Origin of the sequence: Bacteroides sp. RTP21281st1_H5_RTP21281_210402, assembly GCF_040918965.1 — a bacterium.
In the GTDB taxonomy this organism is placed as follows: Bacteria; Bacteroidota; Bacteroidia; order Bacteroidales; family Bacteroidaceae; genus Bacteroides; species Bacteroides congonensis.
Window position 1 is genome coordinate 197,809 of the sequence record NZ_JBCOWR010000009.1, and the last position, 25,106, is coordinate 222,914.

Sequence of the window (25,106 nt, forward strand, 5' to 3'; positions counted from 1 at the left end):
ACATCGTATTGCAATCATATATTGATGCAACCATGCAATACATGAAGGATTTTGAATGTGTTTGCTTCATGGTTCTATACGAGATTACCGGGTAGTACATGTGGAGTAACAAAAAGAGAGAAAGTGAATATTAACCCCAAAAACGAAAAGGAATGAACAAACGTCCGATTCTTGTCGCCTTCAGTAACCAGAAAGGCGGTGTGGGCAAGTCCACGGTAACGATAGTACTTGCCAGTTATTTCAATTATGTAAAAGGGTTGAATGTTGCAGTTGTTGACTGTGACTATCCCCAGTTTAGCCTGGACAAACTACGGGGAAGGGATTTGAAGAACCTGGAAAAGAGCGAGTATCACCAGCGGCTTTTCTGCCGCCAGTTTGAGAACAGCACTCGCAAGGCCTATCCGATAGTCACTTCTACTCCGGAAGAGGCCGCAAAGATTCCCGGCAGGCTGGAAGGTGATTATGACCTGATATTCTTCGATCTTCCCGGTACGGTCAATTCCCGTGGAGTGTTCGAGTCCGTCATGAACATGGATTTTATTTTCACCCCCATCGTGAAAGACCGGATGGTCATGCAGAGCAGTCTTTCCTTTGTTTCGACCGTGCAGGATTTCATTGGCCAGCATCCGAATGCTCCCTTGAAAGACATACATCTGTTTTGGAACCGCATGGACAGCCGCACGTCCAAGGAGCTCTTTGTGATGTACAATACCATCATATCCCGCATGGGATTGAAGGTGTTTGAGACCGTGCTTCCTGACCTTGAGCGATTTAACAAGGAGATGACTCCTTTGTCGAGGCAGCATTTCCGCTGCACTTTGCTTCCTCCTTCTGAAATTCTCCTAAAAGACAGCAGACTGGAAGCATTTGCGCAGGAAATGGAACGTATCATTTTTCCCGGATAAAAACTATGGCAAAGAAAAGAGAAATATTCAAGGTGAATGAAGATGCCCTGAAGGACATGATGGCCAGTGAGTCCATCTCATGTGCCAAACCAGAGACAGGCAGCATTGAAAATCTACCTTCCAGAGAATCAGAAAATGAAGTGCAAGAGGTGGAAAAACGTGAGCAGAAGAAGTTACGCAAAGCGGTACACACCGACCCGAATATGGATGAAAGGCTGGACCTGTATCGGACGCAGTTTTTGGAACGAAAAAAAACTGTCCAAAAGCGGCAAACCTATATCAGTTACGAAATCTATCAAAGATTGGCCCGTGCACTTCCCATTTTTAATGCAGATATGACTATACCCGCTTTTCTGGACAATGTGCTGACGCATCATCTGGATACTTATAGTGAAGAACTTGACGAGCTATTTCGTCGCAATACCCAAAAATCATTCTGATATGGAAGAACTGATATATCTTTGTGTCCGGATTGTATGCATCGTTTATCTGCTGTACAGCGTGTATCGCTGGCGGACACGTATCGAAACCGTCTGCACCCTGCTTTATGGAAAGCCACCCGTGAAAAAAGAAAAGCCGGAAGCCTCCGGAACGGGGGCTGTAGCTTCTGAGGATGAGGTGATGGGAAGCACCCGTTACGTCTACCTGGACGAGAATGCCGGCAAGACGGCTGCCCCTTTCATGAGCCAGCCCCTTGAAAAGAACTTCATCGGGGAAGAGGAGAATGTGGAACAGGAAGAGGTAGAATGCAATCTTGCCCTTGAAAAGATGAAACTCCTGCAGCAAGAGCAGGAAGAGCTGGATGCCGGGAACCCCGATGTGGAATCCGTTTCGCCGGTCCTTTCGAGCAGGGATATGGAAACGCTGGGGGAATACCTGGCCCGCAAGGGAGAGGTCGGTGAGGAAAAGGCCCTGCAGGCAGCCCGTATTGTATTCTCCATCCAGCAGAGCAACCTGATTGACATTTTCACGTCCAATGCGGAAAACGCAAAAATGGTGGACGAACTTCTGGACAGGTATCTGGATGAAGACGGAAATCCCAAGCCGCTTCCCCCGAAAGAAAACGAAAACCCTGCGGACGGATGGCGGAAATATATCTGACCATGCGCCATCTGATGCCATCCGGTGCCATCTAATGACACACCTGTCCAACCGCTTTCCTTTACTGATATATTTGTCACCGAAATCAAATTTATGTCAAACCTCAAAAACGATTCTATCATGAGAAAAAGAATCCTCTTATCCGTATTCAGCGTGCTGTTCGCAGCCGGTCTTTTTGCACAGGGCCAGGGTCTGGCCGGCATCAACGAAGCCACCAGCCTCATGACTTCGTATTTCGACCCCGCCACCAAGCTCTGCTATGCCATCGGTGCCGTTCTCGGTCTGGTGGGCGGCATCAAGACCTACGGCAAGTTCAGCAGCGGTGATCCGGATACGTCCAAGACGGCGGCGAGCTGGTTCTTCGCCTGCATCTTCCTGATTGTGGCAGCCACCATTCTCCGCTCATTCTTCCTTTAATCCATGGAGTACCGCATCAACAAGGGCGCCGGACGCCCGATTGAGTTCAAGGGACTGAAGTCACAGTACCTGTTCATTTTTGCCGGCGGTCTTGTATCGGTCTTTCTGGTGGTGGTCATCCTCTATATGGCCGGTGTCAGTCAGTGGGTCTGCCTCACGTTCGGGGCCTTCTCCGGTTCGCTGACCGTATGGATGACCTTCCGCCTGAATGCCCGGTACGGGGAACACGGACTGATGAAGGCGCTGGCCGAAAAAAGCCATCCCCGCTACCTGACTGTCCGCCGCCGGATAAGAAGCCTATTAACCCCCAAGAAGAAAAAGAAGAAATGAGAAGCGTATTGAAAATCGCTGAGTTGGAAAGCCGCTTTCCAATCCTGGCCGTGGAGAACAACTGCATCGTCAGCAAGGATGGCGACATTACGGTGGCCTATGAAGTGGAGCTGCCCGAACTCTATACCGTGACATCCGCCGAGTACGAGGCCATGCACGGCACCTGGGTGAAGGCCATCAAGGTGCTTCCCGCCTTTTCGGTCGTGTACAAGCAGGACTGGTTCACCCGGGAAAGCTACTCTGCGGAGGGAGACGTTGCGGAAAGCTTCCTGTCCCGGAGCTATGCCGGCCATTTCAACGAGCGCCCCTATCTGCGGCACCGCTGTTTCCTATACCTGACCAAGACCACGCGTGAGCGGACCCGCCGCCGGAGCGACTTCAGCACCCTGTGCCGGGGATACATCCTCCCCAAGGAAATCACGGACTGGGATGCCGTGGTGAAGTTCCTCGAAGCCGTGGAGCAGTTCGAACGTATCATGAACGATTCCGGCCATGTCCGGATGAAACGGTTGCGAACGGAAGAACTGGTCGGTACGAAAGACGCTCCCGGGCTGTTCGAAAAGTACCTGGCCCTGGAAATGGAAGACAGACCTCCCGTATTGCAGGACATCTGCCTCGATCCCGAACGGATGAGGGTAGGTGACAAACGTCTCTGCCTGCATGTCCTTTCCGATACGGAGGACCTGCCCGCAAGCGTGGCTACGGACAGACGTTATGAGCGTCTGTCCACCGACCGCAGTGACTGCATGCTTTCGTTCGCCGCTCCTGTCGGGCTGCTGCTTTCGTGCAACCACATCTATTCCCAGTATGTGTTCATTGACGATGCCCAGGAAATCCTGCAGCAGATGGAAAAGACCTCGCGCAACATGCTGTCCCTGTCCAGGTACAGCCGGAGCAATGCCGTCAACCATGAATGGACGGAAATGTTTCTGGACGAAGCCCATACCCAAGGACTGCTTCCCGTACGCTGCCACTGCAACGTGCTGGCCTGGGCGGATGACGGGGAGGAGCTCCGGCGCATCAAGAACGATACCGGAAGCCAGCTTGCCCTGATGGGCTGCGTGTCCCGTCACAACACGGTTGACACCCCCGTACTCTACTGGTCGGGCATTCCCGGAAATGCCGGTGACTTTCCGGCCGAGGAAAGTTTCCATACCTTCCTGGAGCAGGCCGTCTGCCTGTTTGCCTCGGAGACGAACTACCGCAGCTCTCCCAGTCCGTTCGGCATCCGCATGGCAGACCGCCGGAGCGGTGTTCCGGTCCACCTGGACATCAGCGACCTGCCCATGCGGAAGGGAATCATCACCAACCGCAACAAGTTCATACTCGGACCTTCGGGAAGCGGCAAGTCCTTCTTCACGAACCACCTTGTCCGGCAATATTACGAACAAGGATCCCATATCCTGCTGGTGGATACCGGAAACAGCTACCAGGGACTCTGCAACCTGATCCACAACCGGACCCGTGGGGAGGACGGCATCTACCTGACCTATGAGGAAGACAAGCCCATCGCCTTCAATCCGTTCTATTCGGAAACCCGGCAGTATGACGTGGAAAAGCGTGAGAGCATCCAGACCCTGATACTTACGCTCTGGAAGCGTGAGGATGAAACCCCGAAACGTTCGGAAGAGGTGGCGCTCTCGGGTGCGGTCAATGCCTATATCCGCAGGATTGCCGAAGACCGGACGCTGAAACCCAATTTCAACGGCTTCTACGAATTCGTGCGGGATAATTACCGCCGGATGATTGAGGAAAAGAAAGTGCGTGAAAAGGATTTTGACATAGACGGTTTCCTGAACGTACTGGAACCCTTCTACCGGGGCGGTGACTACGATTTCCTGCTGAATTCGGAAGAGGAACTGGACCTGACCGAAAAGCGCTTCATCGTATTCGAGTTGGACAACATCAGCAGCCACAAGGTTCTTTTGCCTGTGGTCACACTCATCATCATGGAAACCTTCATCGCCAAGATGCGCCGTCTGAAAGGCATCCGCAAGATGATATTGATTGAAGAGTGTTGGAAGGCGCTGATGTCCGCCAATATGAGTGGGTATATAAGGTATTTGTTCAAGACCGTCAGAAAGTATTTCGGTGAGGCAGTGGTGGTCACGCAGGAAGTGGACGATATCATCAGTTCGCCCGTCGTGAAGGAAGCCATCATCAACAACAGCGACTGCAAGATCCTGCTGGACCAGCGGAAATACATGAACAAGTTCGACCATATCCAGAAACTCCTGGGGCTGACCGACAAGGAACGGGGGCAGATCCTGTCCATCAACCAGGCCAACCACCCCGGGCGTATCTACCGTGAAGTATGGATCGGACTGGGAGGTACCCATTCGGCCGTATATGCCACCGAGGTCAGCGAGGAGGAATACGCCATCTATACGACGGAAGAATCGGAAAAGCTGGAACTTCAGAAGCTGACGGAAGAACTGGACGGCAATCTGCAGCTGGCTGTCAGGCAGCTGGCCAACCGTAGGAAAGCCGCCAGAAACAGTAACCTGTTAAACCAAGACAACCATGAATGACCCTTTTGAAACCGACCCGCAGAAACGCAGCGAAATCGTGGAGTGCTTCTACTGGTCCCTGATGAACGGCTGGGATATTCCGCGGGATATCCGTGAACACTACGGCTTTTCCAAAGACTACGAACTGTACCGGCAGCTGGAGGACATGGATCCGGAGGAATACCGGCAGCAGAGGCGGAAAGGTTCCGTGCCCGATATCCTTGAAGTGGATGCCAGGCTGACCCGGGCCGTAGAGCAGGTCTTCGAACGCCTCTGTACCCGTCCGCCCGCTGCGTATCTGGACCGGTTGCATGAAGAATGGCTGAAACTGAAGACACTGGAAGCCGATCCCGGACATGTGGAAAACCCGTTTGTGACACCTTCTTTTCTGGTCAGGTACGGTATAGACCGGAGTGCTTCCGACACCGTCAGACAAAAGCAGGCGCAGACAGCCTGCAGGAAACTGGAGGAACGGATGGCAGGGATGACCGGCAAAAGGCAAACCCGGGAAACGGAGCCGGCTTCACGTCCGTTACGCAACCGGCAGCCTTGCCGGAAAGCCCATATACCGGTTGTCGCCAAACCGAAAGGACGCGGGAAGGGACTCTGAACAGATGGCAAAACAAGAACAACATCATGAAAAGACAAGACATGAAAAACAGACAGTTGTACAGACTGGCCGCCTGCCTGGTCGGGGCGGCAACGCTGCTGCTCCAGAGCTGCAGCGGAAACAGAAACTGTGACCGCCTTTGCGGTTCATGGAGCAGTGTGGAAGGCAAGCCCGACGTCCTTATCTATAAGGAAGGGGATGCCTACAAGGTGACGGTGTTTTCCCGAAGCGGCAGGACGAGAAAACTGAAGCCGGAAACCTACCTGCTGGTGGAAGAGGACGGGAACCTGTTCATCAACACCGGCTACCGCATCGATGTCGCCTACAACGAGGCGGCCGACATACTGACCTTCTCCCCGAATGGGGATTATGTAAGGAAGGAGGTAAAGCCATGAGAAGAGCGGTTCTCCTGCTGGGCATGGGAGCCCTGCTGCTGGCCGGAGAAGTCCGGGCGCAATGGGTGGTGACCGATCCGGGCAACCTGGCCCAGAGCATCATCAACATGTCGGACAATATCGTGCACACTTCCGCAACGGCCACCAATACCGCACAGAACTTTGCGGAAACAGTGAAGATCTACCAGCAGTACAAGAAATACTACGATGCGCTGAAATCCGTGAACAACCTGGTGAAGGATGCCCGCAAGGTCAGTGAAATCATCCTGATGGTCGGCGATGTGTCGGAAATCTATGTGACGAACTTCCGGAAGATGCTGGGCGACGAGAATTTTTCCCCGCAGGAACTGGACGCCATCGCCTTCGGGTACACCCGGCTGCTGGAAGAGAGCAACGGCGTGCTGCAGGACCTGAGACAGGTCATCAATGTCAGTACCCTCTCGATGACGGACAAGGACCGGATGGATGTGGTGGACGGCTGTCATGCCAGCATGCGCCGCTACCGCAACCTGGTGAACTATTATACGAACCGGAACATTGCCGTGAGTATCCTCCGTGCCCGGAAGAAGAACGATCTGGACCGCGTACTGGCGCTCTACGGAAGTGAAACCTCCAAATACTGGTAGCCTATGGTTTTGTTATCCGTTGATTTTTCCAATCTCCATACCATACTGGAAAGCCTGTATCAGGAGATGATGCCCTTGTGCGGGGACATGATGGCGGTAGGTAAAGGTCTGGCCGGACTCGGTGCCCTGTTCTATGTGGCCGTGCGGGTCTGGCAGTCACTCGCCCGTGCCGAACCCGTGGATGTCTATCCGCTGCTGCGTCCGTTTGCCATCGGCATCTGCATCATGCTCTTCCCGACGCTGGTGCTCGGAACGATGAATACGGTACTGAGTCCGATCGTGCAGGGAACCCACAGGATGCTGGAGGGGCAGACGATGGACATGCAGCAGTACCGGGAACAGAAGGACCGGCTGGAACGGGAAGCCATGCTGCGGAATCCGGAAACGGCCTACCTGGTGAGCGATGAGGAGTTCGACCGTCAGATAGACGAACTCGGCTGGTCTCCCGATGCCATGGCCACCCGGATGGGCATGTACATGGAAGTGGGCATGTACAGTCTGGAAAAGAGCATCCGCGACGGCTTCCGCAGCCTGCTTGAGCTGCTGTTTGCAGCCGCTTCCCTGCTGATAGACACGATCCGTACCTTCTTTCTGGTGGTTCTCTCCATCCTCGGTCCGGTGGCTTTCGCCTTCAGCGTGTGGGACGGCTTCCAATCCACGCTCAGCCAGTGGTTCACCCGTTACATATCCGTCTATCTGTGGCTCCCGGTGAGTGACCTGTTCAGCTGCATGCTGGCCAAGATACAGGTGCTGATGCTTCAGAACGACATCCTGGAGCTCCAGAACAATCCCAACTATTCGCTGGACAACTCCAATTCCGTGTATGTGATCTTCATGCTCATCGGCATCATCGGCTACTTTACCGTACCGACCGTGGCCGGCTGGATTGTACAGGCCGGTGGAGCGGGCAACTACAGCCGCAACATCAACCGTACCGCAACCAAGGCCGGAGGATTTGCCGCGGGCGCAGCCGGCTCTGCATTGGGCAACATCGGAGGACGCCTGCGTGGAAAATAACCGAAAAACAATCATGAACAGATGGAATTCAAGTCATTGACCAATATCGAAAGCAGTTTCAGACGGATACGTCTGATGCTGGCAGCCTTTGTAGCATGTTGCACGCTCGTGACCGTCTTCGCCCTGTGGCACTCCTACCGCTTTGCGGAGAAGCAGCGCGAGAAGATCTATGTGCTGGACGGCGGCAAGTCGCTCATGCTGGCCCTCTCGCAGGATCTGGCGCAAAACCGTCCGGCCGAAGCCCGGGAGCATGTGCGCAGGTTCCATGAACTCTTCTTCGGCCTGTCACCGCAGAAAGACGCCATCGAGCACAACATCAACCGTGCGCTCCAACTGGCCGACAAGAGTGCCTACCACTATTATGTGGATTTTGCCGAAAAGGGGTATTACAACCGTCTTATATCCGGCAACATCAACCAGGCGGTGCGGGTGGACAGCGTCCTCTGCGACTTTTCCGCCTACCCCTACAAGGCCCGTACCTATGCCCGGCAGATGATCATCCGGCAGAGCAACGTGACGGAGCGTTCGCTGGTCACCGAGTGCCAGCTCCAGAACACTTCCCGTTCGGATGACAACCCCAACGGATTCATCATCGAGCACCTGACCATTCTGGAAAACAAGGACCTGAGGAGTGTGGAGCGATGAGAAGGAATCCGATCAGGCAGGCAGACCTGGCACTCAGACTGTTCTGCCGCCGGCTGGGCCGGAAACAGCGAAAGATTGTCCTGGGCATCCTGTTCGTCCCGTTTGCCCTTTCCTGTATCTGTACGGCCGTTGCCCCTCTGACGGACGGCAGGAGCCGTGATACGGAATATCTGTGGATGAGACAGGACACACTCCGGAAACATTTTATTCAAACGATAACCGAAGATGCAGAAAGAAGAAATCAAGAAACAGCTGGAACGGCTGCTCAAGCCGTTCAGGATTCCGTTCCGCAGGGACGGGGAACCGCTGACTGAGGAACAGAAGCGCCGTCGTGCCCGCTTCGTGGTATATCCGCTCATAGGCCTGCTGTGTCTGGGCAGCCTTTACCTGATATTTTCTCCTTCGAAGGAGGAAGAGACCAGACAGAACCGGGGGAAAGGGTTCAATACCGAAATCCCTTCCCCCGAGGACAAGGAACTGGAAGGCAACAAGAAGGATGCTTATGAGAAGGCATTGCTGGAACAGGAAAGCCGGAAACGGAAAACCTTCTTTGATACGGCCGAATCCATGTTCCGGAACGAACAGCCGAAGGACAGTGTCCGTTTGCCGGATACCTTTCCCAAGGAACCGGATGCAGACCCGGAAAGGATGGAAGGTCCTGCCGGAGCGGTCACTTCCTCCGCCGGAGCATACCGGCAGATGAACCGTACCCTCGGGAGCATCTATGAACCGGCGGCGGATCCAGAAAAGGAGAAGCTGCTGGAAAGAATCGAAGAACTGGAACGGCAGCAGGCGGACAGACAGGAAACATCCCCGGGAATGGAAGAGAAAATGGCCCTCATGGAAAAGTCATATGAACTGGCCGCCAGGTACAACAGCCGGCAGGCAGCCCCGTCCGTCCTGCCTGCTGCAAAAGCGGAAGACCGTCCGGCCATGCCGGTCAAGCGGCTGCAGAACCAGGTGGTGTCCAGCCTTTCCGCACCCCTGACGGAAGAGGAGTTCCTTTCCGTCTATGCCGGTGAACGGAATACCGGATTCCACACCCCCGTCGGCAGGAAGACCGTGACAACCGGAAATACCATTGCCGCCTGTGTGCATGGTACGCAGACCGTATCCGACGGGCAGGCTCTCCGGCTCCGGCTTACGGAACCCATGGCCGTGGCAGACCGGTTCATCCCGAAAGGGACCGTGCTGGTCGGTGCAACCCGAATCCAGGGGGAACGGCTGGAAATCGTCATTCATACCTTGGAAGCGGGTGGCAGCATCCTTCCCGTGGAACTGGAAGTCTATGATACGGACGGGCAGCAGGGAATCCTGATTCCCCATTCGCTGGAGTATGATGCCGCACGGGAAATTGCAGCCAACATGGGCAGTTCGATGAACAGCAGCATCAACATCTCCACCGATGCCGGAGCCCAGATTGCTTCGGATGTGGGAAAAGGCGTACTGCAGGGCGTTTCGCAGTATATCACCAAAAGGATGCGTACGGTCAAGGTCACGCTCAAGGCCGGACACCGGGTGCTGCTCCATTCCCCGGAACAATAAGAAACAATGAACATCAAAACAATCGTTAAACCCAAGCACATGAAGAAGATTCTTATGGTATTTGCCCTCCTGACGGGCATGCTGGCTGCCATGGCGCAGCAGAGCAACGGAGATCTGTATGAAGGACTGACCCGGAAAATCGGTTTCAGCCGGATGATTCCACCCCACGGGCTGGAGATCACGTACGACAAGACCGTCCACGTCATTTTCCCCGCACCGGTGAGATACGTGGACCTGGGGTCACCCAACCTGATTGCCGGCAAGGCTGACGGTGCCGAGAATGTCATCCGCGTGAAAGCCACGACCCGCCATTTCCGGCAGGAGACCAACATGTCGGTCATTACCGAAGACGGAAATTTTTACACCTTCAATGTCAAGTATGCCGATGAGCCCCTGCTGCTGAATGTGGAGATGTGTGACTTCATCCATGACGGGGAATCGGTGAACCGTCCGAACAACGCCATGGAAATCTACCTGACAGAACTTGACAACGAGTCCCCCCGGCTGGTCCGGCTGATCATGAAGTCTGTCCATGAGAATGACAAGCGCCGTATCCGCCACATCGGCAGCAAGCGTTTCGGGGTCCAGTTCCTGCTGAAGGGAATGTATACCCACAGCGACCTGCTCTATTTCCATACCCAGGTGAAGAACACCTCGCACGTACCGTTCGATGTGGACTTCATTACCTTCAAGATCGTGGACAAGAAAGTGGTGAAGCGGACCGCCATGCAGGAGCAGGTGATTTATCCGTTGCGTGCCTATAATTATGTGACACGTGTAAACGGCAGGGACTCGGAATGTACGGTATTCGCCCTTCCCAAGTTTACGATACCGGACGACAAGAAACTGGTGGTCGAGATGTTTGAGAAACAAGGTGGCCGTCACCAGCGTTTTGAAGTGGTCAATGAAGACCTTGTCCGTGCAGAAATCGTCAACGAACTGAAAGTACGATGAAGAGAAAGTGGATGTGTATGTGTATGCTGGTCTGCCTGCTTGCCCTCTCCGTAGGGCAGGCTGCTGCCCAGCGCTGCCTGCCCGGGATGCAGGCCGTGGAAATGCGTGGAGGCATGGCTCCTTCAGCAGGTTATTTTGCCGGCTTGGGTGTGACCACCCATGCCAAGGGCGGCAACAGATGGGTGTTCGGTGCGGAATACCTCTACCGGAAGCATGATTACCGGATGGTCACCTTGCCGTCTGCGCAGTTTACCGCTGAAGGGGGCTATTATCTCCAACTACTATCCGATGCAGGGAAAACCCTCTTCTTTCACGCGGGAGTGTCCGCATTGGCCGGATACGAAACGCTGAACTGGTCGGAACGGACACTGTATGACGGGGCCCGGCTGAAGAACGGGGATGCCTTTGTCTATGGCGGTGCCCTGACCCTGGAAATGGAAGTTTACCTCAGTGACCGGATTGCCTTGACTGCCTCCGTGCGGGAACGCTTCCTGTGGGGCGGCAGCCTGGACCGTTGCCAGTTGCAGTGCGGTGCCGGATTCCGATTTTATCTGGATTGATGCAGGATGGAGATAGAACAGCTCAGGCAGGTGCCTTTGGTCGACCTGCTCACCCGGTTGGGGTTTGCTCCCGCTTACCGGAGAGGACAGGATGTATGGTACAGGTCTCCGCTGCGGGAAGAGCGGACTGCCTCGTTCAAGGTGAATACAGACCGGAATGTCTGGTTCGATTTTGGGCTCGGCAAAGGTGGTGACATATTCCACCTTGCCGGAGAACTGACGGGAAGTACGGACTTCAGCAGGCAGGTGGATTTTCTCTCGGGTCAATCGGAACACTTGCCGTTGGCTCCTCGGCCAAGGTCTGCCCGGCAGCCATCGGCATCCTGTTTCGAACAGGTGAAGGTAGCCGGCCTGTCCCATCCGGCCTTGAAGGATTACTTGGAGAAAAGGGCAATACCACCGTTTCTGGCCCAAACGCACTGCCGGGAAATATCCTACAGTATCCGTGGAAAGCGGTATTTTGCCATCGGCTTTGCCAACCGGAGCGGTGGCTACGAGGTACGCAATCCCGGGTTTAAGGGATGCATCTCTCCAAAGGACCTGTCCTTGGTTCCTCTTTCAGATCACAAGCAGGACAAGTGCTGCGTGTTTGAAGGAGTGATGGATTTCCTTTCAGCCTTGGTCCTGGGACTGGCAGGGAAAGAAGACTGTCTGGTCTTGAACTCCGTGTCGAATCTGGAAAGGTCGTATGCCTTGCTGGACAGCTACCGGGAAATCCGGTGCTACCTGGACAGGGATGCTGCCGGGCAGTCAGCACTGAACAAATTGCTCCAACGATACGGAAGCCGCCTTTCTGACGGATCCGGAGTCTATGAAGGAAGCAAGGATTTGAATGAACATCTGATAAAAGTGAAAGAAAACACATGAAGACAACAAGTATGAGAAACGAAAGAAGAATGGCCGGCTGGCTGGTTTTGTGGTGTATGGGATTACTGGCGATGGCGGTTTCCTCCTGTGATTCGGAGTTGGATGTGCAGCAGCAGTACCCGTTTACGGTGGAAACCATGCCGGTCCCCAAACAGCTGGCCAAGGGTGAAACGGCGGAAATACGCTGTGAAGTGAAGAGTGAAGGGGATTTTGACGGAACAGTCTATACCATCCGGTATTTTCAGTACGATGGAACGGGTTCCTTGAAACTGGAGAACGGGATGGTATTCAAACCGAATGACCGCTATCTGCTGGAAGATGCGAAATTCCGGCTGTATTATACTTCCCGGTGTGACGAAGCGCAGAATCTGGTTGTGGTGGTGGAGAACAACTGGGGAGATTGGGTGGAGATGGAATTCGATTTCAACCATGCCGACGAGGAGTCTGAGAATGAGCCGAAAAGTTCGCAGCCGGATAAAGAAGGAGGTGCATGACAAGACAGACTAAACGACGCAGTATGCTTTGGGCACTCTTTCTGACTATCCTTGCAGGAGGATTGAATGCCCAGGGAAATGCGGTCAATCCGCTTTGGGAATCGGCTGTTGAATGTATCATGAAATACGAAAGTTGGCATGGTCCGGAACATTATCCCTATGTGGCATTTGGTCATCGTATCCGTCCGGGCGAACGGTTTCCATCCCGTTTGACGAGAAAGGAAGGGGAACAGCTTTTAAGAAAGGATTTGAAGGAACTGTGTGCCCTCTTTCGCCATTTGGGAAAAGATTCATTGATCATAGCTTGCCTTGCTTATCAGGTGGGTCCATACCGGCTTCTCGGCTATGGAAAGATGCCCAAAAGTACATTGGTCAGAAAGCTGGAATCCGGTAACAGGGATATCTATGCGGACTTTGTGAAATATTGCCATTACAAAGGAAAGAAGATTCCGTCCATAGAAAGAAGAAGGAAAGAAGAATACGAACGGTTGTTCGTACCCTGAATGTAGCGCCAGCCGTGAAGCATCATGCAGTTCACGGCTGGCGCTTTACAATGTCCGGTTCAGAAGGATGGACAGGGGATAGATGAACCGGTTGTATTGTTTCAGTGCCTCCAAATCCAACGTCGCGTTTCTGTACGGATTAGATTCCTCCGAGTAGAAATAGACGTCCGTAGTATGGTTCCCGTTTTGGACAAATATGCCGTTCAAAGGAATCTCATTGACATCTTCAAAACTCTCCAAGGGAAGTTTTTCAATGGAGCCGGTTTCTCTGTTGCCAAGCGTATTGGCATAACGGTTGAAAAGAACAAATCCCTTTTGAGCATAATCAATCCGCATTCCATAGGGCCGGTTGCAATAAAAACCGATCTTGGCTTTTTCCTGTAAGTCATTCATTATACATACGGTTTTGTTTTGTTGCTGAATTCTGTTTCTGATTTTCTTTTGTTTTCTTTCCAAATTTGACTTCACACAATAATCATACGCTTCCTTACGGAATGCTTCACGTTGCCGGGTACCGGTTTTGCCGAACTCGGCATCCATGAGGTCATCTATGCTGGTCAAGGGCTTGTTTATTGTTTCCATCATGCTGTTTTGGGTTAATCACGTCTTTTTGAATTTCATACAAAGTCAAAGATTGGCTGTTTCGATGCTGTCATACTGGATCCGGACAGCCAGGATTCCTTTCAACAGGTTCATAATGATTGTTCTCATCAAAGCAATGTATGCAGGTACCCGGAAAATCGGTAATCAGCCGGTGTCTGATTGAGTCTATACCTTTGAACACGGTAAACCAGATGGACCATTGTCCGTTACAATGGGCATAGTCTATCACATCATTTTCCGTTATAGCACCTTTCAGGTAGAGTTCTTTGTATCTGGATGCTTTGTTCCATGCTTCAAAGCGATATTTCCATCGGAAGTCTTTCGGAGAAGGAGACTTGTCAGTTCCAGGGTATCTTTGAAGTTGTATCAGGTCCAACAAATTCTGGGCTTTCTTCCTTGACAGTTCCGACATATCGCCATTGACATGGACTCTCCCTGTTTCATCATAGATAAGACTATAATAAGTATTGTTCAAATGAGGCCAGTGACAATCGGCATCCACTTTTGTGCCTTTATTGCTGTTGCAGACTTTACAGCACAACAGGAAATTATCCCATTCTGTCTCAGCTCCACCTTTACTTTTAGCGGCAAGATGTTCCACATCCAGCGTGGGGATTTTTTCACATCCCTCGCAATAGGAACAAAAAGCACCGATGTTGGCACTCAAAGGGAACTTGGCATCACCATAATCAGGATAATGTTCCTTTATCCGATGTTCTATCTTTTGGTTGTTTGAATCCGTGTAACAGATCAGTTCTCCGGGTCGTTTTTTCTCAACAGGTCTCATAATTGTTTCTGCCTTGCTTTAAGTTCCGTCTTGACCAGCGCAAGATAGGCCGGGTCATCGCTGAATTCCGCTTCGATTTCGTTAAGGCGAGCCTTTAGCTCATCTCTGTCCGCACTTCCCTTATCGGTTGCTTCAAACAAGCGTGATGCAACTTCCACCATTTCATTGAAGCGTCTGCTCCGGATATCTTGCTGCAATCCCATACGTTCTGAAGTGATATCCTCCAGCCCTTCCCGGAAGGGTTCTCCAGAGGTCAGGACATTTGGGTCAAAGCTTACAAGCTGTCCTTCCTGAAGACTTTGAACAATGAAAGGGCTATGCGTGGATACGATGAACTGTATCATGGGAAAGGCATTTGTCAGATCCTGCAAGACATGTTTCTGCCAGTGCGGGTGCAAATACAGGTCTATTTCGTCAATCATGACAATTCCGGGAGTCATCTTGATTGCATGCTGTCCTAGAAAACCGTTCAGTTCAATACAGCGGTGAGCGATTTCAGCGACAATGTTGATCATGGACTGAAGTCCGTCACTCATGTAGGAAAAGTGATGACGGGATGGGGTATGTCCGGTAACGCTGACCACGGCTTCAATCTCTCCGTTGTCGAAATCTATCTCAGACAAGGCTGGAATGGCCAGCTGCAAAGCTTCAAAAAAAGCCTCTCTTGTGCCTTCAAATTCTTTCCTGTCTTTGATATTCTTGTCGTAGTGCTTCAACCACTCCATGGCTCCCTCGAAATCCACTTTGTCATGCAAGGCAAATTTGTAGGCTTTTTCAATTCGGGATGCTCTTTCTTTGACTGTAGACTTGCTTTTGGCCTGAGCATCACTGGTCCTTTTGGCTCCAAAGGAAAGGACTAACGGATAAATGGAGTTTTCTTTTTCTTCATTCCTTAAATGTTCCATACGGTGAACCGCATCTATCAGTTCACCTGCCGAAACGCGTGTATGTGTGGTGTAATTGCCTGCATATTCCCTGTACCAACGGATGGGTACAAATGACACTTCAGGACAATGCCCATCCGAAGATGTGGTTATCGGAAAATCGGCATGGATGGTTATTCTGGGCTTCTCTGTATTGGGAACATAATCTCTCAGCTCCTGGTCAAATCTCATGAATTTGTCGAGTGAACTGAAATTGCGGCGATAGTAAGTTCCACCGGGAAGCGTTTTCAGGCTCTGCAGATAAGCTCCCAAACCCACTTGAAGTGCTTTCAGCAAGGTGGTCTTACCGGCCGTGTTGTTTCCGATGACAACCGTAAGGTTTCCATTGAAAGTGACTGTCTCGTTCTGGAAACCTTTGAAATTGACTATATTGACCTCTTTGATTCTCATATGCTTTGAATGTTTTTATGCGATCCTATTGTCCCATATTAAACAAAACGGTTCAATCAACAATAAGTTCGCTTCTTTTTACATCAAGTAATTTGGAAATTTGATTGATGGTCTGCAAATCCGGCTGCGTTTTTTGCGAGCACCATTTGCTGACAGTGCAGGTTGACTTTCCCAACTGCTCTGCCAGCCATTTGCTGGTAACATGCTTTTCTGCCAAAACAGCCTTGATCCTATTCAGATTTTTATCTTTATCCATATACAAAATTAAACTTCAGCGCAAAGTTATATAATTTATTCTACATTGCATTCTGATTCATAATTTTCTTTGGATATCCGGTTTTGAATATCTGCGGTCATCAGTCCCATAAAGAAGGCGGCAGGTTCTTTTCCAGATATTCCAGTTCTTTTGCAGCATTCAACAGATGCCGTATCTGATTGTCCGCTGTATGATTGTCAGCATATTCTTCCTTGCTGATGCGTCGGATGGAAGGCAGACCGCTGAATTGCAGGGTCGGATTGACTTTCCATCCGTCCGTAAACTTGTCCGGCATGAGGCTGTCGTGACAGATGACCTCACCGACACACCCGTGAATCAGCATGTTGCATACGGTCATCATGCAGCAGGTCCGGCTGATGTCTTCACCGACCAGGTAATTGCCCGGAAAATGTACATGGTAGGCCAGCAGCAGCCTTCCGCTTCCGCAGGTCGGGTCACTGATGCGTTTGCCCGTAGTGCCTTTCTCAGTCCTTGTACATTGGACCATCAGCTCGCAGATGGAAGCCGGGGTGAAAAACTGGCCGAGATACTGCTGCCCGCTTTTTGAACAGTAGGCCATGTGAAGCTCCCCGAATGCATCGAACCAGCCGGACAGGGCAGTCTGCCGTTGCATGATGCCGACCCATTCCCGGGTCATCTCCAGGAATGCCATATTCTGCTGCCGCTTGTATTTCCAGTCCTTCAGGGGTGGAGCACCCGGTGAGAATCCGTGTATGATATACCGCAGCAGGTCATTGAACACCTGCTGGACTTCGTAGCCGCATTCTCCGGCCAACCGGCTGATGATTCGGTCGAGCGGCTTGACTTCGTTGGATAATTCAAATTTTGCCATATGCTTGTTGTTATAGGTGATTGTTTTCCGTGTATGCTTCCCGGTTCTGTACATACCGCTCCACTTGCCGGGCGACCATGTCACAGAACTTCTGTCCTTTGTCCTCCTCTCCTCTGAAATAGGCTATCATGCCCAACAGGTTCTTTTCGTAGTAGTGGACCCATTTCTCGTAGTAGTGTACACCCGGCACGGAACCGAAGGTTTCCTGAAACAGCTCCCGCGTCAGTTCTTCATCCGGATACCGGTTGTATTCCCAGAAAGCCAGTTTCAGCCATTCGTTATAGTTCAGTTTCATCAGACAAATGATTTTAATGGTGATACATATATATAAGGTAAGAGGCATACAGGTGGAGATGATGTTCCTCTCCTGTATGCCTCATGCCGCAATCCGGATGCGGTTTACGTATGGATGCTCCATCCGTGGAAACGGTCCAGGGTTACGGCAAACGACCGGTCCGGGCTGCCGTGATACAGCAGTCCGCCCACAATGCCGATTTTTCCGTCCGCATACCGTTCGCTGAATCCGAACGAATAAGGGGCTGAGTCATAATAAAGTTCGATTTCACAGCCTTGTCCGTTCTTTTCCCATTGCTGGAGACGTTCCAGGCAGTTCTGCAAAGTCCGGTCCTGGATGGAGTTGGCATACTGTACGACCTTGTCGTAATGTTCTTGTGAACAACAGATTTTCATGATGATAGAATTTTAAAAGTGAATGAATCGTTTGATATTCAGTCTATCCAGAATGTGCCGCAATGAGGGCAGCGGCATCCGGCCGGATAGTTGTTGGAGTAGCGTACGTCACGGTGACGCTTGTAGTTCATGTCTCCGAATGTGCATCGTCCGCTGCGGAAAGTCCTTTCATAAGCCTCTTCCTGTTGTTGGTATCCGGTCATCCGGCTTTTCCGGATGGAACCGTTGAAGGGCCGCATGTCCGTCTCCCACCGGGTGGCCTGGCACCAGTCGTGGCTCATGCCGCAGATCTCAACCGCATAGGAATAATGTACCTGTGAATCCACAAACAGATTCTCCCGGCAGAACGGCAGGGTGATGTCCAAGGGAATGTGTACGTGATAACCTGAACCGTTGCGGCTGTCAACGATGGCCACCACCACATTTCCGCCGAAGCGGATACGTTGGAAATCCTCCTTTTTTCCGGGACTGATGAGTCTGTCAAACCGGGCATTGAAGTAAATCCGTAGTTCTCCGCCGTATGAAGCGTTTTCAACGAGTTCTTTAACCGGTCCGTCAAATTTTCCTTTGGGAAGGCGGAGTGCACGCCGTACCTTGTAGCATGCCATGGATACCGATTCACCCCGTTCCGGGCAGCCTGTGCTGTAACCGTCTATTTCTACTCCGAGGGAATAGAACAGATTGGTGTCGCAGGAATTCCGTATCAGGTCCTTTGCCGGATTCGAATCATTCCGCTCATAGATGAGGTCACGGATCTGTTCCTCGTGTTCTTTAAACAATCCGGACAGACCCGCTTTCTCCATATTTCTGCGTGTCTCGTCCATATATTCCTCCAGATTCTCCTGTTCCTGGCTTTCATACCATTCGAAACTCTTTTCATACAGACTTTCCAGGCTGTTGGACCGGAGACATTTCTCCTGAATATCTTCATGTTCATCCAGACTGTCCCGGTAATCCACATAAAATAGGCTGATATATCTGGGCAGAAACTCCGTAATTTGCGATATAGGGTTCATAGGATTGGATATTTTAAGTTATACCATTTTGTTTTTCAGTTTTCGGCTGTCAGTTCATCTTCATATACTTCCAGCTCCAGGCCGCTCTCGACCACCCGTACCAGCCAGCGGTAAGGCAGTCTCTCGATCAGTTCAACGGCACGGTATCCCCTGTAGGGGCGTTTCAGAAATACAATGTCTCCTTCTTTCATTACAGGATAGCTTTTAAGGTGGATGAATCGGAAATGTTTTCCATGCAATTCTCTCTTTTGACCGTCCTCAGCCGCTTCAGCAGATAGAGGAAGTAGTCCCGGTCGTAGATACGGAACAGGAACTCTTCTCCGGTCTCCTTGACCTGCCCGAAGAAAGTGGCGGATTCCCGGTTGGTGGGATACTGGAAAAAGCAGCCGCCGGAAATGATGGTAAGATCTTCCTGGAACGCACGGTCCATCAGGCAGTCCGGTGTTTCATAGGTACCTTTTCCCCAACAGTACCGGTAATGGCTGTTCCGCAGGCTTTTCAGGGTATGGGCCATATCTGTCCTTGCCTGCCGGCGGTCATCCCGGTAGACAAGGTTGCACAGGAAAACCGGTGCTTTGCCGTCCACTGAAAAGGAATAAGGTGTCATATGCCAGAGGTCCGTGTCGTTATCACCGACCGGTGTATCCTTCCCTTTGAGGAGGAAAGCCTTCCGCCGTATCAGTTCCATGTGCCGGTCCACTTCCTTGTCCAGTATGGCTTGCGGTGTGCAGACGGACCGGATTCCCTTGAAGAACCGGTTTTCCCGTGTAAAGCAGAATTCGGCCAGTTCCCCGTAATAGGGCTCGGACAGGAAGAAGGAGTCCTCCCGCTTCCGTATCGGTGGAAGCACGTTCAGCCGTTCAAGATATTCCTTCTTCGTGATTTCCTCGAAGGGGGCACACAGTGCCTGCCGGTAAAGGCGCATCCGCTTTTCCATCTGGCGGGGTGACAGGGCCGTGATGTACGGATTGTCTTTCCGGATGCGCAGCTCTTCCAGCGTTTCTCCGCTACTGTCGCTGTGCAGTCCGTCTGACATGATTGTCAGGCAGACCCCGCTGAAACAGCGGGAATCTGCAATGAATCGGGTTCGGCTGTCCATGGCTACAGCGAGTTGAGGTGCAACACACGTTGGGCGGCAAGCACCGCATTCTGCGTCAGCTGGCGCTGCCAGGCCTGCTGCTTGGGAGACCACTTGAATCCGGAAGCCTTCAGCTCCTTGCGCATCCCGTCGTTGGGAATGTTTTCGAAGAGAATCTGCAGCCGGTCGGCTTCGTAGTTCCAGACCAGCGTTCCCCCTTCAAACGCCACTTCCCGTTTTTCCTTCTCCCGGATTTCTTTCAGTTTCAGCCGGTTCTGGCGGGCCACTTCCGGCAGCTGGAAGAAACGGTTGCGTGCCGTGATGACCGGCTTGCCGCTGCGGGCATTGTACTCCCGGATCAGGTCCACCGCCTTCTCAACGATTTCCACTTCACCCTTGCCGGCATAGGTGCTTACCTTGTTCAGGATGCTGCTGACGAACAGGGCACGGCTGTACCCTCTGGCTCGTCCTGCATCAATTTCATGGATGGTGTGTGCGCTGCTGGAAATGTCCCGTTTCAAGCGGTTCCATGACTCTTCCTGATGTTTTTCCAGATTGGAAACATCCTTCATTCTTTCATTTTCTTTCATGTCTCATTGATTTTTAGGTGAAACTTCCGGTTCCGTGGAACCGGTATTTGATTTGATTGTATATCCTTTTGTCCGTTCATGCATCTGTTTCATGGCAGGACAGGAATCCGTAGTCAGCCGAGTCATCCGGCACATCGTCCCATACCAGCCGGTAATCCTCGTAGATCCGGCTCCAGTCCTCTGCAGACAGGCGCGGAAAAGAGGGGGAATACAGGCTGCGGAGGTCTTCCAGCGACAGGGACGGGTGCCGGTGCAGAATGTCGTGAATCTCCTCCTCGCACTCGAAGAAGGAATCATAGAGTGCATCTGTCCCCTGATGGACATAGACGGCTGTGCAGTCCTCAATGAGATGCTCCACGAAGTCCAGACATTTCTGCAGGTCCTTCTTGACGGTGATTTCCTCGTCCGTATGGGCATTGTAATAACCGCAGCTGACATTGGCACAGCTCACTTCCAGCCCGTTCTCCTTCAGCGTGAGGACATCCGTCATCAGTCCGTTGTTCTCCGCATAGCCCCACCTTTCGGGAGCAGCCTCCCGGATGAACTCTCCGGAACACAGCTCCGTGAAGCTGATGGCCGTAATCAGGTCGGAATTCCCTTTCCGGTCGGGCTGGACGACAAACCGCACGTCGTCAAAGAACGGCATGTATGCCCGGGAACTGCCCCTGCACCCGGTTTCCTCCTCACGGAAGAACACGACCTTGAGGACATCGTATTTCCGCAGGCATTCCAGACAGATGAAGATGCCGTTCTTGTCATCGGCCCCCAGGTTCTCGAATCTCCGCTTTGACGGGGAATAGCCGAAGAGGATGCCTTTGGCTTCGACGGCCCTAAAGTCCTTTGAATGCCTGCAATGGGACACCTGGTCCAGATGGCTCACTAGGCAGGGATAGGACTCGCCGCTTCCCTTGGTTACATACAGGTTCCCGAAGCTGTCCTTTTCCAGGCTGATTTCTCCGGGAAGCCCGTTGATGTAGGAACAGAGGAAGCGGACCATCTTCTGTTCCTTTCCGCTCGGGCTGTATATGCTATACAGCTTCTTCAATAGTTGCGTATTCATGTTCTTCTTCATAAGCGTTCGTATCATCGGAATAATTCAGTGGAAGGCCGGTTTCCGGATCCAGCAGGTCGTAGTATTCATCTTCGAAACAGCCCGCCTGCCCGTTCTCCAGCAGACTTTCCACGGTATCCACATGGATGGTCTGGGACCGGTAATCTTCTTCCTGCGGGTTCCAGATATGGATGTCCGTCAGTTCGTCCGCATCTTCAAACCAGGCCTTGTCATATTCGGAGTAATGCCAGTAGTTTTCCTTGTGGCTGCTTTCGGCATCCTCCCGGCATTGTTCGCAGCAATAGTATTCTTCGGTGATTTCCGAGTAGACGGAGTGGTCTGTCAGGCAGTAGCCTTCGCACCAGTCACAGCAGACCGTATCATCGTGATGGTAATAATCACCGCAGGAGGATATGTAGTTGAAATCCTCCAGGTCGTCCACATCCACTTCGATTTCCCGTCCCTGCATGTAGCAGACCCGGGTTTCCGTGCAGTAGCGCTGGTGGTATTCATCCCATGCCTCGTCGCTTTCGTCGTCATCGCCGTTCAGGTTCCGGTCGGTCGTGTCCAGCAGGTAGTCATCTTCCGAATGCTTGTAGTTGTAGGCCTTCCTTTCATCGTAGTCGTACCACTTGAAGGAATCCTGATAGGAAAGCGTATTGTCCATGCCCAGGTCGCAGTCTATCTCAAACCGGCGGTCAAAAAGCGAACTTCCGTCAATGCCGACAAATGCGTTCGCTTCATGGCAGGACGCCCCCACGATCTTGTATCCGTCGATGCGGTTTTCCTGGATCAGCTTGTTGACCAGCATGTATTTCAGCATCTCGTCCTCACCGGTGGTATACTGGCGCTCCAGCAGCCTCCACCGTCTGTTGTCCTGGTCGGTCACTTCGGTGAACAGGACAGCCCTTGCTACAATCTTTCCTTCCTCGTCCTTGAGATAGGCCGCTTTGGCCTTCACCGAGTCCAGATAGAAGAAATGTCTGTCCTTGTCCGTCATGCAGGAGTTGAAGTCTCCCTTGCACCGGTAGCTGTCATAGATGGCCTCGAAGTTGTTGTCCACATGCAGCTCCATATTGGACGTACAGCCCAGGGTGAACGTGTACCACTGCTTGGTGAACACGTCTCCGCACAGCCAGTTCACGACACTCGGGGAAAGGACCTTTCCTACGGAGGTCTCCAGCATGACGGCTCTCAGGAACTTGGCCGACTTCATCTTGAACACCCTGCTGCGTTCCATATTGACATAGCGGATGGAACCGTAGTCACCGTCTTCACAGATACCGCGAGATTCATCCGTGCGGTACTGCCCGGACCAGTAGGTGCATCCGATCAGCTCCACCTTGTGGGGAAGCGAATCATCTCGCTTGCCGGAACTGCATACGGCATCGGTGACAGACTGCTGCAGTTGAGCCATGTCCTTGATGTCAAGCAAGGTGAAATCATTCCTTTCCCGGCAATATTTCAGCAGGGCTGCATTCTTCAGATGGCTGAGCAGGATCTTGTTCTTTCTGACCTCTGCGCCGTTGCTTCTTTTTTCCACTGCGAAAATTTCCTTGAACTCTTCGTAGTTCCTGAACCGATAGTACAACATAGGCTAAAGGGTTGTGGCGTTAATGACTGGGTTATTTCCAAATGGCGGAATTGACCGGTCCGCCTGTTCTTCCCTGCCGGTATAGGCACATCCGCTTTCCGGTACGTATTCCGGAAAACCTTTCCAAGACTGGTATCTTTTCATGATTCTTGATGGATTAAATTTGACATGACCGGCTCCTTGGAGCGCGGTATTCCTGTTTCTTACATGCCCCGTCCTGTTTTTTGCCTTGTCCAAAGCAAGGCTTGGCGAAAAAAATACCGGAACGGAGTGAGGATGATTTTTTCCTGCCAACCAGCCCGCAAGGGCCGCCTTGCCTGCGACAAGGCAAAAAGCTATCTTTGCAGGGAAGAATCAGGAATATCTGCGGATGGATACTTGAAGAACCGCTGTCTGTTTGAGGGAATAAAAAAACGGGAATAACCTTGGATGGCTACTCCCGTTGTTGAGGTGAGGGTGGTTTTTACCGTTATGGATGGGTTGGCAATGCAAATTTGTCCTGTAAGGTCTGCATTTCAAATGCGATGGTGGAATTCATGATTTTTGCATAGATTCGGGTGGTACGTATATCCGTATGCCCCAGCATCTTGGCAATGGACTCCAATGAAACCTTGTTCGCTATGGCCAAGGAAGCGAATGTATGGCGTGCGATATGTGTGGACAGTTTCTTCTTGATGTGACAGATGTCGGCTATTTCTTTCAGGTACCCGTTCATGCGCTGGTTGGAAGGGACCGGCAGCAGGAATCCCCTTTCAGAGTAGCCCGGTCTCGACTTGTATTTTTCCAGAATCAGTCGGGGGATATCCAGAAGGGGGATGTCGCACATGTTGTCCGTTTTTTCCCTGGCCTTGCGGATCCACCAACGTCCGTCGTCAGCCTGCACGATGTGTTCAGCCTTCAGGTGCTTTACATCCGTAAAGGCGAGTCCGGTGAAAGAACAGAAGATGAAAATGTCCCGTACGGTTTGCAGACGCTCGATGTCGATGTCTTTGGCAATAATGCGGCGAAGTTCAGATTCATTCAGAAAGTCCCGGTTGGTCTTGGTCTGCTTGAAATGGATGTCGGCAAACGGGTCTTCATTGATCCACTTTTTCAGAATGGCGGTCTTGGTGATTTTTTTCAGGTTCTTCAGGTATTTGACCGTAGCATTTTGGGCACATCCCTTTTGGGTCTTGATGAAATGTTCGAATTTGGTGATGAACTCATAATTGATGGATTTGAGAGGAATGTCGGCGCAGTTGTACTGTTCGCGCATGAATTCCACCAGGTAACGGACCGTCCGTTCATAACGCAGTACCGTCCCTTTTGCATATTCCTTGTCCATCAGTTCCCGGTACTCCTGATTATGCTCATTGAATGTTTCAATCAGCATTTTGGGTGAGTCATACCCTCCATAGAAGATGTTCTTGATGGTTACGGCAGTAATGGGCTTGCCGTCCGCCTCCAGTTGTCGGTGTATTTGGAAAACCCTGTTTCTAACCGTTTCAAGATAGAGGTTGATTTCCTGGTGTTTCCTGTCCTTTCCGACAGCACATCCTTTCAAGTGGTTCCATTTGTCCGGTTCCACACTCCGTTTGACTTGTACTTCAGCGCGTTTGCTGTTCACTGTAATACGCATACAGATGGGTGCCTCTCCATTTTTTAGAAGCTTGGATTTCTTGATGAAGAACAGCACCGAAAATGAGTTGTTTTGCATGGCCATACTCTTTGTTTTTGACGTTGTAAAATTACTGTTTTTAACGCGAGTTGGATTTATGCAAAATACAGATATTCAA

At 51.7% G+C, this 25,106-nt stretch carries 32 protein-coding genes and 1 pseudogene; 19 read left to right on the top strand and 14 right to left on the bottom strand.

The window, feature by feature from the left end:
* The first annotated feature begins 152 nt into the window (after positions 1 to 152).
* The 18 genes from AB5443_RS14835 (at position 153) to AB5443_RS14920 (ending at position 13,479) form a co-directional block, all read left to right on the top strand.
* Complete coding sequence (locus AB5443_RS14835; RefSeq protein WP_368113330.1) at positions 153 to 905, top strand: ParA family protein; 753 nt, start codon at positions 153 to 155, stop codon at positions 903 to 905.
* A 5-nt stretch (positions 906 to 910) separates the two neighbouring features.
* Positions 911 to 1,345 carry a DUF3408 domain-containing protein gene (locus AB5443_RS14840; RefSeq protein ID WP_149935852.1) on the top strand — a complete coding sequence of 145 codons (435 nt, stop codon included), beginning with the start codon at positions 911 to 913 and terminating at the stop codon, positions 1,343 to 1,345.
* Position 1,346: 1 nt separating this feature from the next.
* On the top strand, positions 1,347 to 2,006 hold the full coding sequence (locus tag AB5443_RS14845) for a DUF4122 family protein (RefSeq protein WP_333493032.1): 660 nt from the start codon (positions 1,347 to 1,349) through the stop codon (positions 2,004 to 2,006).
* 93 nt (positions 2,007 to 2,099) lie between these two features.
* A complete protein-coding gene (locus tag AB5443_RS14850; RefSeq protein ID WP_368113329.1) occupies positions 2,100 to 2,423 on the top strand; it encodes a DUF4134 domain-containing protein in 324 nt (107 codons plus the stop codon).
* Between the two features lie 3 nt (positions 2,424 to 2,426).
* Positions 2,427 to 2,753, top strand: a complete 327-nt coding sequence (locus AB5443_RS14855; protein ID WP_009127070.1) for a DUF4133 domain-containing protein — start codon at positions 2,427 to 2,429, stop codon at positions 2,751 to 2,753.
* Positions 2,750 to 5,284 (top strand): TraG family conjugative transposon ATPase, encoded by a 2,535-nt coding sequence (locus AB5443_RS14860; protein ID WP_368113328.1) that lies wholly within the window; start codon positions 2,750 to 2,752, stop codon positions 5,282 to 5,284. The genes AB5443_RS14855 and AB5443_RS14860 overlap by 4 nt, the downstream gene beginning before the upstream one ends.
* Before the next feature lie 145 nt (positions 5,285 to 5,429).
* Positions 5,430 to 5,873 (top strand): hypothetical protein, encoded by a 444-nt coding sequence (locus tag AB5443_RS14865; protein WP_333491618.1) that lies wholly within the window; start codon positions 5,430 to 5,432, stop codon positions 5,871 to 5,873.
* A 41-nt stretch (positions 5,874 to 5,914) separates the two neighbouring features.
* On the top strand, positions 5,915 to 6,268 hold the full coding sequence (locus AB5443_RS14870; protein ID WP_039969960.1) for a DUF3876 domain-containing protein: 354 nt from the start codon (positions 5,915 to 5,917) through the stop codon (positions 6,266 to 6,268).
* Positions 6,265 to 6,894: a DUF4141 domain-containing protein gene (locus AB5443_RS14875; RefSeq protein ID WP_117963558.1), complete on the top strand. Its 630-nt coding sequence runs from the start codon at positions 6,265 to 6,267 to the stop codon at positions 6,892 to 6,894. The genes AB5443_RS14870 and AB5443_RS14875 overlap by 4 nt, the downstream gene beginning before the upstream one ends.
* A gap of 3 nt (positions 6,895 to 6,897) precedes the next feature.
* Positions 6,898 to 7,911: a conjugative transposon protein TraJ gene (gene traJ / locus AB5443_RS14880; RefSeq protein WP_009127077.1), complete on the top strand. Its 1,014-nt coding sequence runs from the start codon at positions 6,898 to 6,900 to the stop codon at positions 7,909 to 7,911.
* Between the two features lie 21 nt (positions 7,912 to 7,932).
* Positions 7,933 to 8,556: a conjugative transposon protein TraK gene (gene traK / locus AB5443_RS14885; RefSeq protein WP_009127078.1), complete on the top strand. Its 624-nt coding sequence runs from the start codon at positions 7,933 to 7,935 to the stop codon at positions 8,554 to 8,556.
* Positions 8,553 to 8,870: a hypothetical protein gene (locus AB5443_RS14890; protein WP_368113327.1), complete on the top strand. Its 318-nt coding sequence runs from the start codon at positions 8,553 to 8,555 to the stop codon at positions 8,868 to 8,870. The genes traK and AB5443_RS14890 overlap by 4 nt, the downstream gene beginning before the upstream one ends.
* Complete coding sequence (gene traM, locus AB5443_RS14895; protein WP_368113326.1) at positions 8,782 to 10,101, top strand: conjugative transposon protein TraM; 1,320 nt, start codon at positions 8,782 to 8,784, stop codon at positions 10,099 to 10,101. The genes AB5443_RS14890 and traM overlap by 89 nt, the downstream gene beginning before the upstream one ends.
* Before the next feature lie 39 nt (positions 10,102 to 10,140).
* Positions 10,141 to 11,055, top strand: coding sequence for a conjugative transposon protein TraN (gene traN, locus AB5443_RS14900; RefSeq protein WP_368113325.1), 915 nt, complete (start codon positions 10,141 to 10,143; stop codon positions 11,053 to 11,055).
* Complete coding sequence (locus AB5443_RS14905) at positions 11,052 to 11,615, top strand: conjugal transfer protein TraO (protein ID WP_259024952.1); 564 nt, start codon at positions 11,052 to 11,054, stop codon at positions 11,613 to 11,615. The genes traN and AB5443_RS14905 overlap by 4 nt, the downstream gene beginning before the upstream one ends.
* A 6-nt stretch (positions 11,616 to 11,621) precedes the next feature.
* A complete protein-coding gene (locus AB5443_RS14910) occupies positions 11,622 to 12,482 on the top strand; it encodes a toprim domain-containing protein (protein WP_117963560.1) in 861 nt (286 codons plus the stop codon).
* On the top strand, positions 12,479 to 12,976 hold the full coding sequence (locus tag AB5443_RS14915; RefSeq protein WP_368113324.1) for a DUF3872 domain-containing protein: 498 nt from the start codon (positions 12,479 to 12,481) through the stop codon (positions 12,974 to 12,976). The genes AB5443_RS14910 and AB5443_RS14915 overlap by 4 nt, the downstream gene beginning before the upstream one ends.
* Positions 12,977 to 12,999: 23 nt before the next feature.
* Positions 13,000 to 13,479: a glycoside hydrolase gene (locus AB5443_RS14920; protein WP_333490381.1), complete on the top strand. Its 480-nt coding sequence runs from the start codon at positions 13,000 to 13,002 to the stop codon at positions 13,477 to 13,479.
* 45 nt (positions 13,480 to 13,524) lie between these two features.
* On the opposite strand, the gene AB5443_RS14925 is transcribed toward AB5443_RS14920, so the two are convergent.
* The 13 genes and pseudogenes from AB5443_RS14925 to AB5443_RS14985 all read right to left on the bottom strand — a co-directional run bounded on the left by AB5443_RS14925 (position 13,525) and on the right by AB5443_RS14985 (position 22,548).
* On the bottom strand, positions 13,525 to 13,872 hold the full coding sequence (locus AB5443_RS14925) for a hypothetical protein (RefSeq protein ID WP_117748011.1): 348 nt from the start codon (positions 13,870 to 13,872) through the stop codon (positions 13,525 to 13,527).
* A gap of 259 nt (positions 13,873 to 14,131) precedes the next feature.
* Positions 14,132 to 14,869, bottom strand: a complete 738-nt coding sequence (locus AB5443_RS14930; RefSeq protein WP_270376355.1) for an HNH endonuclease — start codon at positions 14,867 to 14,869, stop codon at positions 14,132 to 14,134.
* Positions 14,866 to 16,203 (bottom strand): AAA family ATPase, encoded by a 1,338-nt coding sequence (locus AB5443_RS14935; RefSeq protein ID WP_368113323.1) that lies wholly within the window; start codon positions 16,201 to 16,203, stop codon positions 14,866 to 14,868. Before AB5443_RS14935 ends, AB5443_RS14930 begins: the two co-directional genes overlap by 4 nt.
* 52 nt (positions 16,204 to 16,255) lie before the next feature.
* On the bottom strand, positions 16,256 to 16,459 hold the full coding sequence (locus tag AB5443_RS14940) for a helix-turn-helix transcriptional regulator (protein WP_009127089.1): 204 nt from the start codon (positions 16,457 to 16,459) through the stop codon (positions 16,256 to 16,258).
* Positions 16,460 to 16,559: 100 nt separating this feature from the next.
* The gene (locus AB5443_RS14945; RefSeq protein WP_009127090.1) at positions 16,560 to 17,312 is read right to left on the bottom strand and encodes an N-6 DNA methylase; all 753 of its coding nucleotides are present in this window, start codon (positions 17,310 to 17,312) and stop codon (positions 16,560 to 16,562) included.
* 10 nt (positions 17,313 to 17,322) lie between these two features.
* A complete protein-coding gene (locus AB5443_RS14950) occupies positions 17,323 to 17,607 on the bottom strand; it encodes a hypothetical protein (protein WP_237470275.1) in 285 nt (94 codons plus the stop codon).
* Between the two features lie 104 nt (positions 17,608 to 17,711).
* Positions 17,712 to 18,002: a DUF4120 family protein gene (locus tag AB5443_RS14955; protein ID WP_368113322.1), complete on the bottom strand. Its 291-nt coding sequence runs from the start codon at positions 18,000 to 18,002 to the stop codon at positions 17,712 to 17,714.
* Positions 18,003 to 18,040: 38 nt separating this feature from the next.
* Positions 18,041 to 19,018 (bottom strand): hypothetical protein, encoded by a 978-nt coding sequence (locus AB5443_RS14960; RefSeq protein ID WP_368113321.1) that lies wholly within the window; start codon positions 19,016 to 19,018, stop codon positions 18,041 to 18,043.
* 35 nt (positions 19,019 to 19,053) lie between these two features.
* Positions 19,054 to 19,209: a hypothetical protein gene (locus AB5443_RS14965; protein ID WP_009127094.1), complete on the bottom strand. Its 156-nt coding sequence runs from the start codon at positions 19,207 to 19,209 to the stop codon at positions 19,054 to 19,056.
* Positions 19,209 to 20,117: a hypothetical protein gene (locus tag AB5443_RS14970; protein ID WP_368119616.1), complete on the bottom strand. Its 909-nt coding sequence runs from the start codon at positions 20,115 to 20,117 to the stop codon at positions 19,209 to 19,211. Before AB5443_RS14970 ends, AB5443_RS14965 begins: the two co-directional genes overlap by 1 nt.
* Positions 20,118 to 20,119: 2 nt before the next feature.
* A pseudogene (locus tag AB5443_RS14975) lies at positions 20,120 to 20,671 on the bottom strand (hypothetical protein); the annotation flags it as partial.
* 91 nt (positions 20,672 to 20,762) lie between these two features.
* Positions 20,763 to 21,746: a hypothetical protein gene (locus tag AB5443_RS14980; protein WP_117748013.1), complete on the bottom strand. Its 984-nt coding sequence runs from the start codon at positions 21,744 to 21,746 to the stop codon at positions 20,763 to 20,765.
* A complete protein-coding gene (locus AB5443_RS14985; protein WP_368113320.1) occupies positions 21,715 to 22,548 on the bottom strand; it encodes a hypothetical protein in 834 nt (277 codons plus the stop codon). The genes AB5443_RS14980 and AB5443_RS14985 overlap by 32 nt, the downstream gene beginning before the upstream one ends.
* On the opposite strand from AB5443_RS14985, the gene AB5443_RS14990 reads away from it, so the two are divergent.
* Positions 22,480 to 23,385: a hypothetical protein gene (locus AB5443_RS14990; RefSeq protein ID WP_368113319.1), complete on the top strand. Its 906-nt coding sequence runs from the start codon at positions 22,480 to 22,482 to the stop codon at positions 23,383 to 23,385. The genes AB5443_RS14985 and AB5443_RS14990 overlap by 69 nt on opposite strands.
* Before the next feature lie 415 nt (positions 23,386 to 23,800).
* On the opposite strand, the gene AB5443_RS14995 is transcribed toward AB5443_RS14990, so the two are convergent.
* Complete coding sequence (locus AB5443_RS14995; RefSeq protein ID WP_009127101.1) at positions 23,801 to 25,033, bottom strand: site-specific integrase; 1,233 nt, start codon at positions 25,031 to 25,033, stop codon at positions 23,801 to 23,803.
* Positions 25,034 to 25,106 lie beyond the last annotated feature (73 nt).

Bases quoted from the DNA above. Each gene is read 5' to 3' on its own strand.
- AB5443_RS14835 (WP_368113330.1), top strand. From the start codon at position 153: ATGAACAAACGTCCGATTCTTGTCGCCTTCAGTAACCAGAAAGGCGGT.
- AB5443_RS14840 (WP_149935852.1), top strand. From the start codon at position 911: ATGGCAAAGAAAAGAGAAATATTCAAGGTGAATGAAGATGCCCTGAAG.
- AB5443_RS14845 (WP_333493032.1), top strand. From the start codon at position 1,347: ATGGAAGAACTGATATATCTTTGTGTCCGGATTGTATGCATCGTTTAT.
- AB5443_RS14850 (WP_368113329.1), top strand. From the start codon at position 2,100: ATGTCAAACCTCAAAAACGATTCTATCATGAGAAAAAGAATCCTCTTA.
- AB5443_RS14855 (WP_009127070.1), top strand. From the start codon at position 2,427: ATGGAGTACCGCATCAACAAGGGCGCCGGACGCCCGATTGAGTTCAAG.
- AB5443_RS14860 (WP_368113328.1), top strand. From the start codon at position 2,750: ATGAGAAGCGTATTGAAAATCGCTGAGTTGGAAAGCCGCTTTCCAATC.
- AB5443_RS14865 (WP_333491618.1), top strand. From the start codon at position 5,430: ATGGATCCGGAGGAATACCGGCAGCAGAGGCGGAAAGGTTCCGTGCCC.
- AB5443_RS14870 (WP_039969960.1), top strand. From the start codon at position 5,915: ATGAAAAACAGACAGTTGTACAGACTGGCCGCCTGCCTGGTCGGGGCG.
- AB5443_RS14875 (WP_117963558.1), top strand. From the start codon at position 6,265: ATGAGAAGAGCGGTTCTCCTGCTGGGCATGGGAGCCCTGCTGCTGGCC.
- traJ (WP_009127077.1), top strand. From the start codon at position 6,898: ATGGTTTTGTTATCCGTTGATTTTTCCAATCTCCATACCATACTGGAA.
- traK (WP_009127078.1), top strand. From the start codon at position 7,933: ATGGAATTCAAGTCATTGACCAATATCGAAAGCAGTTTCAGACGGATA.
- AB5443_RS14890 (WP_368113327.1), top strand. From the start codon at position 8,553: ATGAGAAGGAATCCGATCAGGCAGGCAGACCTGGCACTCAGACTGTTC.
- traM (WP_368113326.1), top strand. From the start codon at position 8,782: ATGCAGAAAGAAGAAATCAAGAAACAGCTGGAACGGCTGCTCAAGCCG.
- traN (WP_368113325.1), top strand. From the start codon at position 10,141: ATGAAGAAGATTCTTATGGTATTTGCCCTCCTGACGGGCATGCTGGCT.
- AB5443_RS14905 (WP_259024952.1), top strand. From the start codon at position 11,052: ATGAAGAGAAAGTGGATGTGTATGTGTATGCTGGTCTGCCTGCTTGCC.
- AB5443_RS14910 (WP_117963560.1), top strand. From the start codon at position 11,622: ATGGAGATAGAACAGCTCAGGCAGGTGCCTTTGGTCGACCTGCTCACC.
- AB5443_RS14915 (WP_368113324.1), top strand. From the start codon at position 12,479: ATGAAGACAACAAGTATGAGAAACGAAAGAAGAATGGCCGGCTGGCTG.
- AB5443_RS14920 (WP_333490381.1), top strand. From the start codon at position 13,000: ATGCTTTGGGCACTCTTTCTGACTATCCTTGCAGGAGGATTGAATGCC.
- AB5443_RS14925 (WP_117748011.1), bottom strand. From the start codon at position 13,872: ATGAATGACTTACAGGAAAAAGCCAAGATCGGTTTTTATTGCAACCGG.
- AB5443_RS14930 (WP_270376355.1), bottom strand. From the start codon at position 14,869: ATGAGACCTGTTGAGAAAAAACGACCCGGAGAACTGATCTGTTACACG.
- AB5443_RS14935 (WP_368113323.1), bottom strand. From the start codon at position 16,203: ATGAGAATCAAAGAGGTCAATATAGTCAATTTCAAAGGTTTCCAGAAC.
- AB5443_RS14940 (WP_009127089.1), bottom strand. From the start codon at position 16,459: ATGGATAAAGATAAAAATCTGAATAGGATCAAGGCTGTTTTGGCAGAA.
- AB5443_RS14945 (WP_009127090.1), bottom strand. From the start codon at position 17,312: ATGGCAAAATTTGAATTATCCAACGAAGTCAAGCCGCTCGACCGAATC.
- AB5443_RS14950 (WP_237470275.1), bottom strand. From the start codon at position 17,607: ATGAAACTGAACTATAACGAATGGCTGAAACTGGCTTTCTGGGAATAC.
- AB5443_RS14955 (WP_368113322.1), bottom strand. From the start codon at position 18,002: ATGAAAATCTGTTGTTCACAAGAACATTACGACAAGGTCGTACAGTAT.
- AB5443_RS14960 (WP_368113321.1), bottom strand. From the start codon at position 19,018: ATGAACCCTATATCGCAAATTACGGAGTTTCTGCCCAGATATATCAGC.
- AB5443_RS14965 (WP_009127094.1), bottom strand. From the start codon at position 19,209: ATGAAAGAAGGAGACATTGTATTTCTGAAACGCCCCTACAGGGGATAC.
- AB5443_RS14970 (WP_368119616.1), bottom strand. From the start codon at position 20,117: ATGGACAGCCGAACCCGATTCATTGCAGATTCCCGCTGTTTCAGCGGG.
- AB5443_RS14980 (WP_117748013.1), bottom strand. From the start codon at position 21,746: ATGAATACGCAACTATTGAAGAAGCTGTATAGCATATACAGCCCGAGC.
- AB5443_RS14990 (WP_368113319.1), top strand. From the start codon at position 22,480: ATGGCAGGACGCCCCCACGATCTTGTATCCGTCGATGCGGTTTTCCTG.
- AB5443_RS14985 (WP_368113320.1), bottom strand. From the start codon at position 22,548: ATGCTGGTCAACAAGCTGATCCAGGAAAACCGCATCGACGGATACAAG.
- AB5443_RS14995 (WP_009127101.1), bottom strand. From the start codon at position 25,033: ATGGCCATGCAAAACAACTCATTTTCGGTGCTGTTCTTCATCAAGAAA.